The sequence below is a fragment of the Ralstonia sp. R-29 genome (assembly GCF_049913345.1).
In the GTDB taxonomy this organism is placed as follows: domain Bacteria; phylum Pseudomonadota; class Gammaproteobacteria; order Burkholderiales; family Burkholderiaceae; genus Ralstonia.
In genome coordinates this window covers 494,682-510,533 of sequence record NZ_CP184377.1, presented here as the reverse complement: position 1 = coordinate 510,533, position 15,852 = coordinate 494,682, and the positions used below count along the sequence as shown (strand labels likewise).

Sequence of the window (15,852 nt, the reverse complement as noted above, 5' to 3'; positions counted from 1 at the left end):
GCCGCTCGCTACGTTTTTCAGCGCAGCCTTACCCTTCTTTTGGTGGACCTCACCAGAGCGGCGGTTCGTCCAACAGCGCGATCTGCTCGCGCAATTCCAAGACCCGGTCCTGCCAGTAGCGTTGCGTGTTGAACCACGGAAACGCGGCAGGGAACGCCGGATCATTCCAGCGACGCGCCAACCACGCGCTGTAGTGCAGCAGCCGCAGCGTGCGCAGCGCTTCCACCAGATACAACTCACGCGTGTCGAATTCGCAGAAATCTTCGTAGCCGGCCAGCAGGCTGGCGAGCTGCGATTGCATCGACGCGCGATCGCCCGAGAGCAGCATCCACAGATCCTGCACGGCGGGGCCGGTGCGGCTGTCATCGAAGTCGACGAAGTGCGGGCCAGCGCTGCGCAGCGGGTCGCCTTGCTTGGCGTCGGCCTCTTCGATCCAGAGAACGTTCGACGCATGGCAATCGCCATGCAGGCGCAGCAATGTCACATCGCCTGCGCGGTCGTAGCAGCGGCGTACGCCGTCGAGCGCGGCATCGGCCACGCTGCGCCAGGCGGGCAGCAAGTCGGGCGGGATGAAATCGTGTTCGAGCAGCCAATCGCGCGATTGCACGCCGAAGGTGTCGATGTCGAGCGCAGGCCGCGCCATGAACGGGCGTTGCGCGCCCACGGCGTGGATGCGGCCGAGGAAACGGCCCATCCATTCGAGCGTGTCGTCGCGGTCGATTGCGGGCACGCGGCCGGCGCAGCGCGGGAAGACCGCGAAGTGCCAGCGCTCGAAGGCGTGCAGCGTGCGGCCGTCGATTGCCAGCGGCGCGATCACGGGGATCTCGGCGGCGGCGAGCTCCTCGGTGAACGCGTGTTCCTCGACGATCTGCGCGTCGTTCCAGCGGCCGGGGCGGTAGAACTTGACCACCACCGGCGCGCTGTCTTCCACGCCGACCTGGTAGACGCGGTTCTCGTAGCTATTGAGCGCGAACATGCGGCCGTCCGGCATCAGCCCGACCTGCGCCAGCGCATCGAGGATGCTGTCGGGCGTCAGGCCGTCGTACGGGGCGTCAGTTGATGCCGGTTGGCCGTCGTCGTCACGCATGAGCGTCAGGCTTTGCGGCCGCCCAGCAATGCAGCAGCCTTGGCGAACAGACCGTTGAACGGCTGCTTGGCCGGTTGCGCAGCCTTCTGCGCCGGTTGTGCGGCTTGCGTGTTCGACGAACGACGCTGACCGCCCTGCCCGTTGCCTTGCGCTTGGCCCTGGCGCTGACCACGCCCCTGCGATTGACCGTTGCCTGCGCCGTTGCGATGGCCGCCCTGCGGCTTCGGTGCAGCCTGGCCGTCACGCTGGCCTTGTGCTTGTCGTTGGCGGCTGCCGCCGCCGTTACGACCCTGACCTTGGCTTTGGCCCTGACCATTGCCACTCGACTCACGACGCGGTTCGCGGGGCTCACGCGGAGCGCGCGGCTCGCGCGGCGCAGCGTTGCCGCCGGCCGCTTGGCGCGGTTGCTGGCTGCGACCACCGCCCGGGCGGCCACCACGCGCATTACCGCCGCGGCCGGCCGAGTTGCGGCCATTCGGAATCGGCTCTGGCGCGATGCTCGGATCCGGCTCGAAACCTTCCAGCACGGTGCGCGGCAGTTCGCGCTTGATCAGGCGTTCGATGTCGCGCAGCAGGCCGTGCTCGTCCACGCAGACCAGCGAGATCGCCTCACCCTGCGCACCTGCGCGGCCCGTGCGGCCGATCCGGTGCACGTAGTCTTCCGGCACGTTCGGCAGGTCGAAGTTGACCACGTGCGGCAGTTGATCGATGTCGATGCCACGTGCAGCGATGTCGGTGGCGACCAGCACGCGCAGCGTCCCGGCCTTGAACTCCGACAGCGCACGCGTGCGCGCCGATTGGCTCTTGTTGCCGTGAATCGCCAGCGACGAAATGCCGTCACGCGTGAGCTGCTCGGCCAGACGGTTCGCGCCGTGCTTGGTGCGCGTGAAGACCAGCACCTGATGCCAGTCGTTGTCGCGCACGAGCTTGGCCAGCAGTTCGCGCTTGCGCTCGCGGTCCACCGGGTAGATGCGCTGCTCGACCGTCTCGGCCGTGGTGTTACGGCGCGCGACTTCGATCAGCGCCGGCTTGTCGAGCAGGCGGTCGGCCAGTTCGCGGATGTCATCCGAGAACGTTGCCGAGAACAGCAGGTTCTGGCGTTTCGGCGGCAGGATGTTGAGGATCTTGCGGATGTCGTGGATGAAGCCCATGTCGAGCATGCGGTCAGCTTCGTCCAGCACCAGCAGTTCGATGTGCGACAGGTCGATGGTGCGCTGGCCCACGTGGTCCAGCAGACGGCCCGGCGTGGCCACGACGATATCGACACCGCGCTTGAGCGCGTCGATCTGCGGGTTGATGCCGACGCCGCCGAACATCACCATCGACTTCAGCGGCAGGTATTTGCCATAGGCGCGCACGCTCTCTTCCACCTGCGCGGCGAGTTCACGCGTAGGGGTGAGCACCAGCGCGCGGATCGGGAAGCGCATGCCGTTGGGCGTCTGCACCTTGTTCGGTTGCGTGGCGGAGAGGCGATGCAGCAGCGGCAGCGTGAAACCGGCGGTCTTGCCGGTGCCGGTCTGTGCACCGGCGAGCAGGTCACCGCCCTTAAGGACTGCGGGGATGGCCTGGCGTTGAATCGGAGTGGGTTCGGTGTAGCCGAGTTCGGCCACGGCGCGTACCAGCTTGTCTGACAAGCCGAGTTCGGAAAACGACATGGAAAAGCGATTGGACCGGCGTGTCCCGCGCATTCGTTCGTGCGCCAATCGTGGACAAAGCCTGGGTAGGTGACGGGGCGACTGGACCCCGGGGACTGCATGGACTGCAAGAAGGGGCGTAGTTTAACAGGGTGCCGTGTCGCGACGCCGTTTTGCGACGTTCGTGCGCGCCAAGTCGAAGGCAGCGCGCCCCGAGCCACAGTCGATGTGCACACAACGTCGCAGTGCTCGTTGGTTCGCTTCAAGCGCCGCTTCAGCCGATTGGCGGACCCGACCGCGCCTACGCAAACAAGGCTTTAGCGGTCTCGATGTTTGCGCCCACTCACCCCCCATCTCAATAGGAAAGAGCCACTCCTGGGCAAATCCCCTATCTCTAGAGGCTTCGCTCGAATTGCTCGCTTGGCGTTTTCAAACGTCTGTTCCTAACATGCCCTGGCAACACAAATACACATGTTTGAATCGTTCGTTCGAGCGCTGCAATGCAGCAATCCACGCCGATATCGGACCAAAAAAACGAGGTTGGAGACATGGGACGTCCTGGAGCAGGAGACACCAAGGGCCGCATTCTTGAGGCCACCGAACTGCTGTTCATCGAGTTCGGCTACGAGGCGATGTCGTTGCGGCAGATCACGGCGCGCGCCAAGGTCAATCTGGCAGCGGTCAACTATCACTTCGGCAGCAAGGAGGCGTTGATGCAGTCGGTGCTTGGGCGCCGGCTCGATCCGCTCAATACGCGCCGCCTGGCGCTGCTCACCGCTTGCGAAGAGCGCTGGACCAAGGAGCAGCTCACGTGCGACCACGTGCTCGGCGCGCTGTTCGTGCCCGCGCTGCAGATGGCGCGCAACCCGGACACCGGCGGCCCCGCCTTCCTGCGTCTGATGGGGCGCGTGTATTCCGACACCTCGCCGTTCGTGCAGAACTATCTGCTCGGGCATTACGCGCCGGTGTTCGGTCGATTCTTCGAGGCGTTCTCAGCCGCGCTGCCGCATGTCCCACGCGCTGAGCTCGGCTGGCGCCTGCACTTCTCGCTCAAGGCGCTCGCGGGCGTGCTGGCGGGCGACGATCTCAACAACCTCTTGCCGATGTTCACGCAGGGCAAGCCGATGACCGATGCCTCGCTGCTGGCGAGGCTCACGGCACTGGTGGTGGCCACGCTCAACGCCCCGTTGCCGGGCGAGGCCGGCGCGCTGGACCAGGTGGTCGAACTGGCCGAAGCGCAGGCACCCACGCCCGCAGCGCAGGCCAACGATGCGCCCAATGGCAGCGAAGGCAACGGCCACGGCGGCTCCACGCGCCAAGCCGGACACGGCAACGGCCGCGCCACCGAACGCGGTACGACACCCGCCACCACTTCGCCGTTCTCCGGCGATCTGTTCGGCCGCACACCCGGCGCCCGCGCCAGCGCCGCCGCTGATGTGCAGGACGACCTCGGCGAGGATGCGGACGACGATCACCCGGACGATGGCGACGACGGCGCGGCACCCACCGCGCGCACCCGGGCGCTGGCCATCCGGCGCAGCAATGCTGCCCGCGCGATCTTCCCGGCCAACCCGATGCGCCCCTGGCGTAGCCCCGGCGCCTGATCTCGCAGGCGCCGCGCGGCGCTCCCGCGCCCAGGCACGGGAGTCGCTCCGGCATTCGGCAAGCGCCGCTTGTCCCAGACATCCGGCGCAGGAACGCAGCGAATGGAGACCCTCATGACGGCGATCTGGATCGTCTTGCTTGGCATCGGCGCGCTCGGGCTCGCCAGCCTGGAAGCCTCGGCATTTGCCTGGCTGATCGCCACCGGCGTATGGCTGGTGGCCGGCGCGTGGCTCGGCCTGATCGGCCCTGTGATGACCACGGTACTTGCCATCCTTTTGATGCTGCCCGCGCTCGTGCTCACGCTGAAACCGCTTCGCCGCGCACTCATCACGCGCCGGGTGCTGGCGATGTTCCGCAAGATCATGCCGGAGATGTCGCAAACCGAACGCGACGCCATCGAAGCCGGCACGGTCTGGTGGGATGCAGAGCTGTTCTCCGGCCGGCCGAATTGGTCGCGGCTGCTCTCTTCGCCACAGCCGCGCTTGTCGCCGGAAGAACAGTCGTTCCTCGACGTCGAAACCGAAAAACTCTGCGACCTCGCCAACGACTGGGAAAGCACGCAGATCTGGCAGGACATGTCGCCCGAAGCGTGGGCCTATGCCAAGCGCGCAGGCTTCCTCGGCATGATCATTCCGAAGGAATACGGCGGCAAAGGCTTCTCGGCGTATGCGCATTCGCAGGTCATCATGAAGTTGTCGACGCGCTGCTCTGCAGCTGCTGTGTCGGTGATGGTGCCCAACTCGCTCGGGCCGGCTGAACTGCTGCTGCACTACGGCACCGAAGCGCAGAAGAACCACTACCTGCCGCGCCTCGCCCGCGGTGAAGAGATCCCCTGCTTTGCACTGACCAACGCGTATGCGGGCTCCGATGCTGCGGCCATTCCCGATGTGGGCGTGGTCTGCCGCGGCATGCATGAGGGCCGCGAAACGCTGGGCTTCCGCGTGACCTGGAGCAAGCGCTACATCACGCTCGGGCCGATTGCGACGGTGCTCGGCTTGGCTTTCCGCGCAGTCGATCCGGATGGCCTGCTTGGCGGGGATAAGGAGCCCGGCATCACCTGCGCGCTCATCCCGACCAAGCATCCGGGCGTGAACATCGGCCGCCGGCATTGGCCGCTGAACGCGGTGTTCCAGAACGGCCCCAACTGGGGCAAGGACGTGTTCATCCCGATCGACTGGGTGATCGGCGGGCAGGCGCAAGTGGGCCGTGGCTGGCGCATGCTGATGGAATGCCTGGCGGCGGGTCGGGCGATTTCGCTGCCGTCGTCCAACGTGGGGCTGTCGAAGATTGCCGTGCGCAGCACCGGTGCGTATGCCGCAGTGCGCCGCCAGTTCCGCACGCCCATCGGCAAGTTCGAGGGCATTCAGGAAGCGCTCGGCCGCATGGGCGGCAACCTGTACATGATGGATGCGGCGCGGCGCCTGTCGGCGCTGGCCGTGGACCTGGGCGAGAAGCCTTCGGTCATCTCCGCCATTGCCAAGTATCACGTCACCGAACGTGCGCGCGATGTGGTCAACGATGCGATGGACATCGTGGGCGGCAAGGGCATCTGCATGGGGCCGAACAACTTTCTCGCACGTGCGTATCAGCAGGTGCCGATCGCGATTACGGTGGAAGGCGCGAACATCATGACGCGCTGCCTGATCATTTTCGGGCAGGGTGTGATCCGCTGCCATCCGTACGTACTGCGCGAGATGACGGCCGCGCAAGGTGCCGATTCGCCCGAGACGCTGCGCGCATTCGATGCGGCGCTGTTTGGCCACGGCGCGTTCATCGCGGGCAACTTCGTGCGGGCGTTCCTGCATGCGCTGTCGGGCGGGCGCGTGGCACCTGCACCATCGAATGCGGCGCCCGAAATGCAGCGCTACTACCAGGCCGTCAACCGCTTCTCGACCGCGCTGGCGCTGCTGTCCGACGTATCGATGTTCACGCTGGGCGGCACGCTCAAGCGCCGCGAGAGCATCACCGGCCGGCTGGGCGACATCCTTTCGCAGATGTATCTAATTTCGTCTGCGCTCAAGCGCTTTGAGGACGAGGGCCGCCCGGTGGAAGACGCACCACTGGTGCACTGGTCTGTGCAGGACGCGTTGGTGCGCGCGCAAGACGCACTCGACGGCGTGCTGGCGAACTTCCCGAACGCGGGCATCGCCGGCCTCCTGCGCACGATGATTTTTCCGTTCGGTGCGCCGTATCGAAAACCGTCTGACGCACTGGCCGCGCAAGTGGCCGAACTGATGCAGACACCCGGTGCCGCGCGCGACCGCCTGCTGAGCGATTCGTATTGCCCCACGCCCGATATCGACCCGATTGCCTACGGCGAAGCCGCCTTCCGCCTGCAACCGGCGGTCGACGCCATCGAGCAACGCTTGAAACCCGTCATCCGAGAAGGCAAGCTGCCGCCCGTGCCGCAAAGCCTGCCCGATTTCGAAACGTGGACGGCGCAAGCCGTGGCACAAGGCCTCATCGATGAAGCCGAGCGCAAGCAACTGTGCGACTACGCGCGCTTTGGCGAACACGCCGTCGCCGTGGACGACTTCCCGCCCGACTTCAACCTGCTGGCCGACCTACAGCGCCGCAAGGATGCATTGGACGCACTACAAGCTGCAGAACGCCGCGCAGCCTGATCAACCACAACAACAACGATGCAAGACAAGTATCTCGATTTCGTCGGTTCCGGCTTCGGCAAATGGCTGTCGGCCAATCTTGGTCTGCCGCAGCCGGTGCCGCTGCGCCGCTATCGCGCGGGGGAGCCGGAGTTTGTCGGGCCCTTTCTCGTGGGCGCAGCACCGGGCGGCGCGATGCGCGAGACGCTCGCCGCGCTGTTTGCCGAGATCGGCGTGCCGACGCGCTTTCATGAAAGCGACCCGGAGTGGCTCGGCGTGGCCAACCGGCACGGGCAAATCACAGGCCGCTTTGTTGCGCCCACGGGCAGGGAGGGCGATGCGTTTGACCGCATTGGCGGCATCGTTGTCGACGCGACGGGCATCGTCTCAGTCGACGGACTCGACGCGCTGTACCACGTGTTCCACGACGGCGTGCGGGCCATCGGTCGCTGCGGCCGCATCGTCGTGATTGGACGCCCGCCGGAAGCCTGCAAGACATCGGAAGCTGCGGTTGCACAACGCGCGCTGGAAGGCCTGACGCGCTCGCTGGGCAAGGAAGTGCGGCGCGGCTGCACGGCGCAACTCGTCTACGTGGCCGATGGCGCGGAGAACGTGGCTGCATCGACCTTGCGCTTCCTGCTGTCCGCGCGTTCAGCGTATGTGTCGGGGCAGGTGGTGCGCGTGCGTGCGGCAACGCCGGTGTCCGTGGATTGGCAGAAGTCGCTGGCCGGGCGTACCGCGCTGGTGACTGGCGCCTCGCGCGGCATTGGCGCGGCGATTGCGCATGTGCTGGCCCGGGATGGTGCGCGCGTGTTGTGCCTGGACGTGCCCGCCGCGCAAGAGAGCCTGAACACCGTCGCGCAGGAAATCGGCGGTGAAGCGTTGGCCTATGACGTTGCCGCACCGGAAACCCCCGCGCTGCTCGCGCAGCAACTCGCGGCGCTGGGCGGCATCGACATCCTCGTGCACAACGCCGGTATCACGCGCGACAAGACCATCGCCCGCATGGCCGAACCTGCGTGGCGCAGCGTGCTCGACATCAACCTCACCGCGCAGTTGCGCATCAACGACGCCCTGCTCGCCGCCAATGCGCTGCATGCGGGCGGTGCCATCGTGTGCGTGTCGTCCATCAGCGGCATTGCAGGCAACCTGGGGCAGACCAACTACGCGACCTCCAAGGCGGGTGTGATCGGCTTGGTGCAAGCGAGCGCGCCGCTGCTGGCTGAACGCGGCATCACCATCAATGCCGTCGCGCCGGGCTTTATCGAAACGCAGATGACGGCGGCCGTGCCGTTTGCCATCCGCGAGGCGGGCCGCCGCATGAACGCCATGAGCCAGGGCGGCCAACCCATCGACGTGGCCGAGACGATTGCGTGGTTCGCAAATCCCGCATCCAACGGCGTCACGGGCAACATCGTCCGCGTGTGCGGGCAGAGCCTGCTCGGAGCCTGAGACGACCATGCGCACGCTGGCCCTGTCCTGCCCGATGACCGCAACGCAGACGCTCGTGACCGAGCCGCCGTCGCCGGGGGCATTGGCATGGCGTGCGCTGCTGTCGCAGCGCAAGGGCAAGCGCGGCGGGCCGCTGCCACGTCATACCCTGGTGCGCCAGGAAGTGCCGCTGGACGCCGAGCACATCGCGCAGTACGCGGCGGTGTGCGGTTTCTCGCCTGCGCATGGGGTGCCGATGACGTATCCGCATCTGCTGGGTTTTCCGCTGCAACTCATGCTGATGACGGAGTCGGCATTTCCGTATCCGGTGATCGGGCTCGTGCACCTGTGCAACACGATCCGCCAGCATCAACGCCTGGAGGCAGGTGAACGCGTGCGCGTGGAAGTGCGCCCGCGCCGGCTGCTCCAGCACGCGCGCGGGCAAGCCTTCGCCATTGAGACGGCCATCCTCAAAGCGCGCACGGTAGTGTGGGAATCGCTGTCGACGTACCTGCGCGTCGGCGTGCCGTCGCCGCAGGGTGCGCCGTTGATTGCGCTGCCGACCATATCCGACCTGTCGCCCGATGGTCACTGGGAAGTCCCCGCTGACACCGGCCGCCGCTACGCAGAGGTGTCAGGCGACTGGAACCCCATCCACGTGTCGAGCATCGGCGCAAAGCTGTTCGGCTTTGCGCACCCCATCGCGCATGGCATGTGGACCAAGGCGCGCGCACTGGCCGCGTTGCTGCCGGCCGCGCCGCTCACGCAAAGCGAGGTGGTGGCGGAATTCAAGACGCCGCTGCACCTACCGGGGGCCGCTACGCTCTGGCAAGCCCACGAAGCCGCCACCGGGCGCGCATTTGAGGTTCGCAACGCGGCTGGCGACAAACCCTATCTGCGTGGCGTACTCACGCTGACGCAACCCAATACCGGAGACTGAACCCATGCTCGTCAACGCGCAGCCGCGCCGCGTCGCCATCCTCGGAGGTAACCGCATCCCGTTCGCGCGTTCGAATACCGCCTACGCCACGGCGTCGAACCAGCAGATGCTGACCGCAGCGCTGCAAGGCCTGATCGACCGCTTCAACTTGCATGGCCAACGCCTGGACGAAGTGGTGGCCGGTGCCGTCATCAAGCACGCGCGCGATTTCAACCTGGCGCGAGAGACGGTGCTGTCCACCACGCTCGCCAAGCAAACACCCGCGTATGACGTCCAACAGGCCTGCGGCACGGGGCTGGAAGCGGCCATCCTGGTCGCCAACAAGATTGCGCTCGGGCAGATTGAGGTGGGCATTGCGGGCGGCACGGATACCACCTCCGATGCGCCCGTCGGGCTGAACGAAAAGATGCGCAAGATCCTGCTGGAAGCCAATCGCGCCAAATCCACCGGCGCGCGCATCAAGGCCCTGGCCGGGCTGCGGCCGTCGATGTTCGTGCGGCCCCTGCTGCCCCGCAACAGCGAGCCACGCACGGGCCTGTCAATGGGCGAGCACTGCGAACTGATGGCCAAGCGCTGGGGCATCCGCCGCGAAGACCAGGACGCCCTCGCGCTGCGCAGCCACCAGAACCTCACCGCCGCCTACGAGCGCGGCTTCTTCATCGATCTGATGACCGCCCACCTCGGGCTGGACCGCGACAACAACCTGCGCAGCAACCTCACCATCGCGCAACTGGCGAAGTTGCAGCCGGTGTTCGACCGCAGCGCCGCCGGCACCATGACGGCCGGCAATTCCACACCGCTCACCGATGGCGCCTCGTGCGTGCTGCTCGCCAGTGAAGACTGGGCGCGTGCGCACAACTTGCCGGTGCTTGCCTACATGACCTGCGCGGATACCGCCGCCGTCGATTTCTTCAGCGGCACACCCGAGCAGAACGAAGGGCTGCTGATGGCGCCGGCCTATGCCGTTTCGCGCATGCTGCAACGTGCCGGCCTCACGCTGCAGGACTTCGACTACTACGAGATCCACGAAGCCTTCGCCGCCCAGGTGTTGTGCACGCTAGCCGCGTGGGAATCGCCCGAGTACTGCCGAGAAAAACTCGGCCGCAGCGCACCGATGGGCAGCATCGACCGAGCCAAGCTCAACGTAAACGGCAGCTCGCTGGGCACCGGCCACCCGTTTGCCGCCACAGGCGGGCGCATCGTCGCCACACTCGCCAAGATGCTGGCGCAACGCGGCAGCGGGCGCGGGCTGGTGTCGATCTGCGCGGCGGGCGGGCAAGGCGTCGTCGCCATTCTGGAAAGGCCCGAACAGATGTCGCATTGAACCCACGGGCCCACGGGAACGGCCCGCTTAAGAACCCGCGCGGCATATAACGAAACCAGCCGCATGCCGTTTCAACGGACGATGGACGGAGACACCATGAACACCGTTGCCGACCGCAACAATCTGACCGACCGCATCTGGCTAAAGTCGTATCCCGAAGGCGTACCTGCGGAGATCAACCCCGACCGCTATCACTCGCTGGCCGAAGTGTTTCGCGAATCGGTGGAGAAGTACCGCACGCGCGTCGCTTACGTGAGCGTCGGCACGGAGATGACCTACGGCGAATGCGAACAGCAGGCCAAGCACTTCGCGGCATGGCTGCAATCGCGTGGCGTGAAGAAAGGCGACCGCGTGGCGATCATGCTGCCCAACAGCCTGCAGTATCCGGTGTGCCTGTTCGGCACGTTGCTGGCCGGCGCCATCGTCGTCAACGTGAACCCGCTGTACACGGTGCCGGAACTGGCCCACCAGCTGCGCGATTCCGGCGCGCAGACCATCGTCGTGCTGGAAAACTTTGCGCGCACGCTGGAGCAAGCGCTGCCCGGCACACAAGTGCGCAACATCGTCATCACCGGCATTGGCGACCTGATGGGTGGCGCGCTCAACGTCAAAGGCCGTGCGCTGAACTTCGTGATGCGGCATGTACAGAAGCAAGTGCCGCCGTACACGCTGCCCTCGCCGATCTGGCTGCGCGATGCGCTGGCCGCGGGGCGCGCCCGTGCGCTGCAGCCGGTGCAACTGGCATCGGAAGACATCGCCTTCCTGCAATACACCGGCGGCACCACTGGCGTGGCCAAAGGCGCGATGCTCACCCACCGCAACATCATCGCCAACCTGCTGCAGGCAGAGGAATGGTCCAAGAGCATGCTCACCGGCGGCGCGGAGACCAACGTCACGCTGTTGCCGCTGTATCACATCTTCTCGCTCACGGTGAATCTGCTGATGTTCATGACCATGGGTGGGCGCAACATCCTCATTGCCAATCCGCGTGACACCAAGCGGGTGCTCTTCATCTTGCGCAAAGAACGCTTCTCGGGCATTGCGGGGGTCAACACGCTGTTCAATCTGCTGCTGGAAGACCCCGAGTTTGCCAAGCGCGATTTTTCTGCGATGAAGATCACCATCGGCGGCGGCATGGCGGTACAGCGTGCCATTGCGGAGCGCTGGAAGAAGGTGACTGGCCACACCATCGTGGAAGGGTATGGGCTGACGGAATGCTCGCCCGTGGTGTCGATGAACCCGCCGAACATTACCGAATTCAGCGGCACGATTGGCTTGCCGGCGCCCTCCACCGAAGTGCGTTTCAAACGCGACGACGGCACCATCGCCCCCCTGGGCGAGCCCGGCGAATTGCAGGTGCGCGGCCCCCAGGTCATGCGTGGCTACTGGCAGCGCCCGGAGGAAACCGCCAAGGCCATCGATGCGGATGGCTGGTTCTCCACCGGCGATATCGGCGTGATGGACGCCAACGGCTACATCCGCCTGATCGACCGCAAGAAGGACATGATCCTCGTCTCGGGCTTCAACGTGTATCCGAACGAGATCGAAGATGTGGTGGCGCTACACCCCGAGGTGCTGGAGGTGGCCGCCATTGGCGTGCCTGACCCGGTGGCGGGCGAGCGCGTGAAGATCATCGTGGTACCCCGCACCAGTGCATTGACGGAAGCCGCACTGCTCGAACACTGCCGCGCGCATCTGACCGGCTACAAGATGCCGCGCATCGTCGAGTTCCGCCACGAGGAGCTGCCCAAGTCGACGGTGGGCAAGATCCTTCGGCGCGAACTGCGCGATGCCGATCCGGACATCCAGCGCGCCCGCGCGGCACAGGTACCGCAATAGCGCGCCGATTAGGAGACTCGCATGCGTGCACGCACTGTTGCCCTGATGACGGCGCTGGCTTGCTGCGCCCCAAGCTGGGCCCAGACCTCGGATGGCTCCGCACCCGTTGCATCTTCGGTGGCGGCGCCGGCTTCGCAGTCCGTCGCCATTGCAGCCTTTGCCGCCATGGACGTCAGCAGACAGGCGGCGTGGCTCGGCACGGAGGTCCACGCCAACGCATTCGCTAACTGGGCTGACGACGACATCCTCGCCATGGCACAAGCCATGAAGCCCGAAACGCTGGTGCGCTGGCTCAAGGCCGAGGTCGCCAACCTGCCGGAATACGAATACCGCATGCGCCGCCAGGAGCGCGTGAAGGACCAATGGCAAAGCCAGCCGTCGCTCATGCTGGTGCGCTACCGCCACGCGCCGCGCCAGGTCTATGCGCGCTGGCTCAAAGGCGGTGCACACGCGGGCCAGGAAATCATCTACGACGAAACCGTGCGCAAAGACGAGATGTACGGCCACCTGGGCGGCGTCTTCGGCTTTGCGGCCATCTGGAGCGCGCTCGACGGGCAGCTCGCCAAATCGCAGTCAAACCACACCGCGCGCGAGCTGGGGCTGCAGTTCATTGTCGATGCGGTCGAACGCGATGGCCGCGCCCACGTTGCCGCCGGCGAGACCGGCAAGTTCAACGACGCCCGCGTGGTGACCGAAAGCGGTGAGCGCATGCTGGCCCTGACCTGGGATTCGCCCACCGGGCCACCGGCGTTTTACGCCAAGCGAGTACGGCTGTTTTTTGACCTCAAAAACCCGTGGGTCCGTGTTGAAGAATCATGGGATGCATCAGGCAACCCGCTTGAAAAAATTGCCATTGAAAGCGTGACGCGCAAGACCTGGAACGACCAAACCTTCAACCCAAAGAACCCGGAATACAAGTTTTAAAGCCCCACCCGTAGACCGTTGTGCACCAAGGCTCCGCCGCTTGGGCGATCGGTATCAAACACGCCTAGGGGAAACCCTTGTGGCGTGCGTACCAGCTAGAGGAAAGCTTCAACGAACGCAGAGAAATCGCTGCGTTATGCTGCGGAAACACAAATCGCCACACCAGTCCACTGAATCACTGAAATTGGTCGGTGCTTGCCACGCCATACGGGCGCATCGCGTTGTTGCAAATGCTCGCAATAGCCAGCTATTGCTGCGCTTTGCGCCTAGCGCTGCATCCCGCATGGCATGTCCTGCCCCTCCCATTTCAGTGATTCAGCGGACTAGGCGAAATAACAATTCCATCCAGAGAGACAACCACATGAACCGCACTGCCCGCCGCTTTGCCGCAGCCCTCGCCTGCGCCGCTGTCAGCACCCTCGCAGCCTCCGCTGCGCACGCGCAATCCACCGCAGAGTCCAACGTTGCTGCAAGCGCCAGCACCGGCTCGGGCAGCTCCAGTGGCGGCGGATTCGGGCAATTCATGGACGACTACGTCTGGGGCCGTAACGTCATGGCGGTGGGCTGGTTCTACATCCGCCCGATGGATTCGGCCACGCCGCTGACCACCACGACCAGCGCCCTGGGTCTGGGCACGTACCAGTCGCCGGGCACCGATGTGAAGGTCAGCAACGCCAACACGCTGTCGGTCACGTTCACGCACTTCTTCAACGACAACATCGCCGGGACCTTCGTGGGTGGCGTGCCGCCCAAGTTCAACCTGTACGGCAGCGGCAACGTGATCGCGCCGGTGCCGGTGATCGGACCGCTGACGCTGATCAACCTGGGCCTGCCGCAAAACAACCCGGTTGCCACGGTGCGCGAGTGGAGCCCGACGATCGTCGCGCAGTACTACTTCGGCACCAAGGAGAGCAAGGTCCGTCCGTTCGTCGGTGGCGGCGTCAGCTACAACTTCTTCACCAACCTGCGCCTGAACTCCAACTTCGTGAACGCCATGCAGAACCTGGGGCAGGTGCTGCAACTTGGCATGGGCCAGGTGCCGACCGGCCCGGCCAAGGTGACGGCCGAGACCTCCAGTTCCTGGACGCCGGTGGCCAGCGTCGGCGTGTCGTATGAGTTCGCCAAGAACTGGTCCGCCATCGGCACGGTGTCGTACCTGCCGCTGAAGACCACGTCGACCATCACGATCCGCAGCCAACAGGGTCAGGTGCTGGCCACCAACAAGACCGACATCAAGGTCGACCCGCTCGTGTTTGGATTGGCGATCGGCTACAAGTTCTGAGCCGCCGGGTTGCTCAATCGCAAACGCCACCTCCGGGTGGCGTTTTTCATTGGGGCATGGCGCAATAGAGTCGATATGATGGCGGGATTCTGCTGACCCATCCCTCGCCCGCTTAACCCACCTCGCCCATGACCCAGCCTTCCATCGCCATCGTCGGAGCCGGCATTGCCGGTGTTGCCTGTGCCAACGCGCTTGCCGCGGAAGGCATCGCTTCCACCGTCTACGAGCGCGCGGGTGGCGTGGGTGGCCGGCTGGCGACCACGGTGTTGCCCGAGGGTGCCCCGGCGTATGCGTTCGACCATGGCGCGCAGTCGTTCAACGTGCGCAGCGAGGCCTTCCGCCGCGCGGTGGATGCTGCCGGGCGACAAGGCTCCGTCCTGCCATGGCCCGCGCGCTGGGGGCACCGCACCGCCGACACCTTGCAGGCCGATACGCGTGACGAAACCCGCTACGTCGGCCTGCCCGGCATGGGCGCACTGGTGCGCAGCCTCGCCACGCCGCTGGACGTGCGCTTTGGCCACGCCGTCACGCACATTGCGCACGAGGGCCGGCGCTGGACGATCGAGCGCAACGGCGCCGGCACCGAACACGCCGACATCCTCGCCCTGGCCTTACCCGCGCCCGAACTGCCGGCGCTCTTCCATGGTACGGCACCAGCCTCGCTGCAAGAGACGATTGCCCCAGTGCGCTACGCCCCGTGCTGGGCGCTGATGATGGGCTTTGCGCAACCGCTCGACCTCCCTTACGACGGCATCCGCATCGACGACGACATGCTCGCCTGGGCCGCGCGCGACAGCGCCAAGCCCGGCCGCGTGATGGTCGACGAGTCGTGGGTGGTGCATGCGTCGCCCGCTTGGTCTGCTGCACACGCCAACGACACGCCCGAGCAGGCGCTGCACGCCATGCACGCCCGCTTTGCCGAAGCCTTCCCCGGCACGCCCGAGCCCGACCTCATGGCCGCGCACCTGTGGCCGCATGCGCTGGTGGAACAAGCCGTCGGCCTGCCCTGCCATTGGGACGGCGCCGCCCGCCTGGGCGCCTGTGGTGACTGGTGCGAAGGCCCCCGCGTGGAAGCCGCCTTCCTCAGCGGTGTGGCGCTGGCCGCAAAGATCGCGGAATCGCTGTGAGGAAACGCCATCGCGCGCCACCGGGCGTTACAATGTCGGGTTGTCTCGTGTTTCGT

11 protein-coding genes are annotated in these 15,852 nt (G+C 65.8%); 9 read left to right on the top strand and 2 right to left on the bottom strand.

Annotated features, from left to right (window positions below):
- Window positions 1-49: 49 nt before the first annotated feature.
- Both ACN9M1_RS02415 and ACN9M1_RS02410 read right to left on the bottom strand, forming a co-directional pair.
- On the bottom strand, window positions 50-1,087 hold the full coding sequence (locus ACN9M1_RS02415; protein ID WP_426397078.1) for a serine/threonine protein kinase: 1,038 nt from the start codon (window positions 1,085-1,087) through the stop codon (window positions 50-52).
- A gap of 5 nt (window positions 1,088-1,092) precedes the next feature.
- Window positions 1,093-2,742 (bottom strand): DEAD/DEAH box helicase, encoded by a 1,650-nt coding sequence (locus ACN9M1_RS02410; RefSeq protein WP_426397076.1) that lies wholly within the window; start codon window positions 2,740-2,742, stop codon window positions 1,093-1,095.
- Between the two features lie 527 nt (window positions 2,743-3,269).
- Between ACN9M1_RS02410 and ACN9M1_RS02405 the strand changes: the two genes are divergently transcribed.
- The 9 genes from ACN9M1_RS02405 (at window position 3,270) to ACN9M1_RS02365 (ending at window position 15,796) form a co-directional block, all read left to right on the top strand.
- Window positions 3,270-4,325, top strand: coding sequence for a TetR/AcrR family transcriptional regulator (locus tag ACN9M1_RS02405; protein ID WP_426397074.1), 1,056 nt, complete (start codon window positions 3,270-3,272; stop codon window positions 4,323-4,325).
- 114 nt (window positions 4,326-4,439) lie between these two features.
- Complete coding sequence (locus ACN9M1_RS02400; protein WP_426397073.1) at window positions 4,440-6,950, top strand: acyl-CoA dehydrogenase; 2,511 nt, start codon at window positions 4,440-4,442, stop codon at window positions 6,948-6,950.
- 18 nt (window positions 6,951-6,968) lie between these two features.
- On the top strand, window positions 6,969-8,381 hold the full coding sequence (locus ACN9M1_RS02395) for a 3-oxoacyl-ACP reductase (protein ID WP_426397071.1): 1,413 nt from the start codon (window positions 6,969-6,971) through the stop codon (window positions 8,379-8,381).
- Between the two features lie 7 nt (window positions 8,382-8,388).
- The gene (locus tag ACN9M1_RS02390) at window positions 8,389-9,300 is read left to right on the top strand and encodes a MaoC/PaaZ C-terminal domain-containing protein (protein WP_426397069.1); all 912 of its coding nucleotides are present in this window, start codon (window positions 8,389-8,391) and stop codon (window positions 9,298-9,300) included.
- Between the two features lie 4 nt (window positions 9,301-9,304).
- Window positions 9,305-10,624 carry an acetyl-CoA C-acetyltransferase gene (locus ACN9M1_RS02385; protein ID WP_426397067.1) on the top strand — a complete coding sequence of 440 codons (1,320 nt, stop codon included), beginning with the start codon at window positions 9,305-9,307 and terminating at the stop codon, window positions 10,622-10,624.
- A gap of 96 nt (window positions 10,625-10,720) precedes the next feature.
- On the top strand, window positions 10,721-12,463 hold the full coding sequence (locus tag ACN9M1_RS02380) for an AMP-binding protein (protein ID WP_426397065.1): 1,743 nt from the start codon (window positions 10,721-10,723) through the stop codon (window positions 12,461-12,463).
- 21 nt (window positions 12,464-12,484) lie between these two features.
- Window positions 12,485-13,387, top strand: a complete 903-nt coding sequence (locus ACN9M1_RS02375) for a DUF1571 domain-containing protein (RefSeq protein ID WP_426397064.1) — start codon at window positions 12,485-12,487, stop codon at window positions 13,385-13,387.
- A gap of 361 nt (window positions 13,388-13,748) precedes the next feature.
- On the top strand, window positions 13,749-14,669 hold the full coding sequence (locus ACN9M1_RS02370; protein ID WP_426397063.1) for an OmpW/AlkL family protein: 921 nt from the start codon (window positions 13,749-13,751) through the stop codon (window positions 14,667-14,669).
- Window positions 14,670-14,797: 128 nt separating this feature from the next.
- On the top strand, window positions 14,798-15,796 hold the full coding sequence (locus tag ACN9M1_RS02365; RefSeq protein ID WP_426397062.1) for an NAD(P)/FAD-dependent oxidoreductase: 999 nt from the start codon (window positions 14,798-14,800) through the stop codon (window positions 15,794-15,796).
- Window positions 15,797-15,852: the final 56 nt, after the last annotated feature.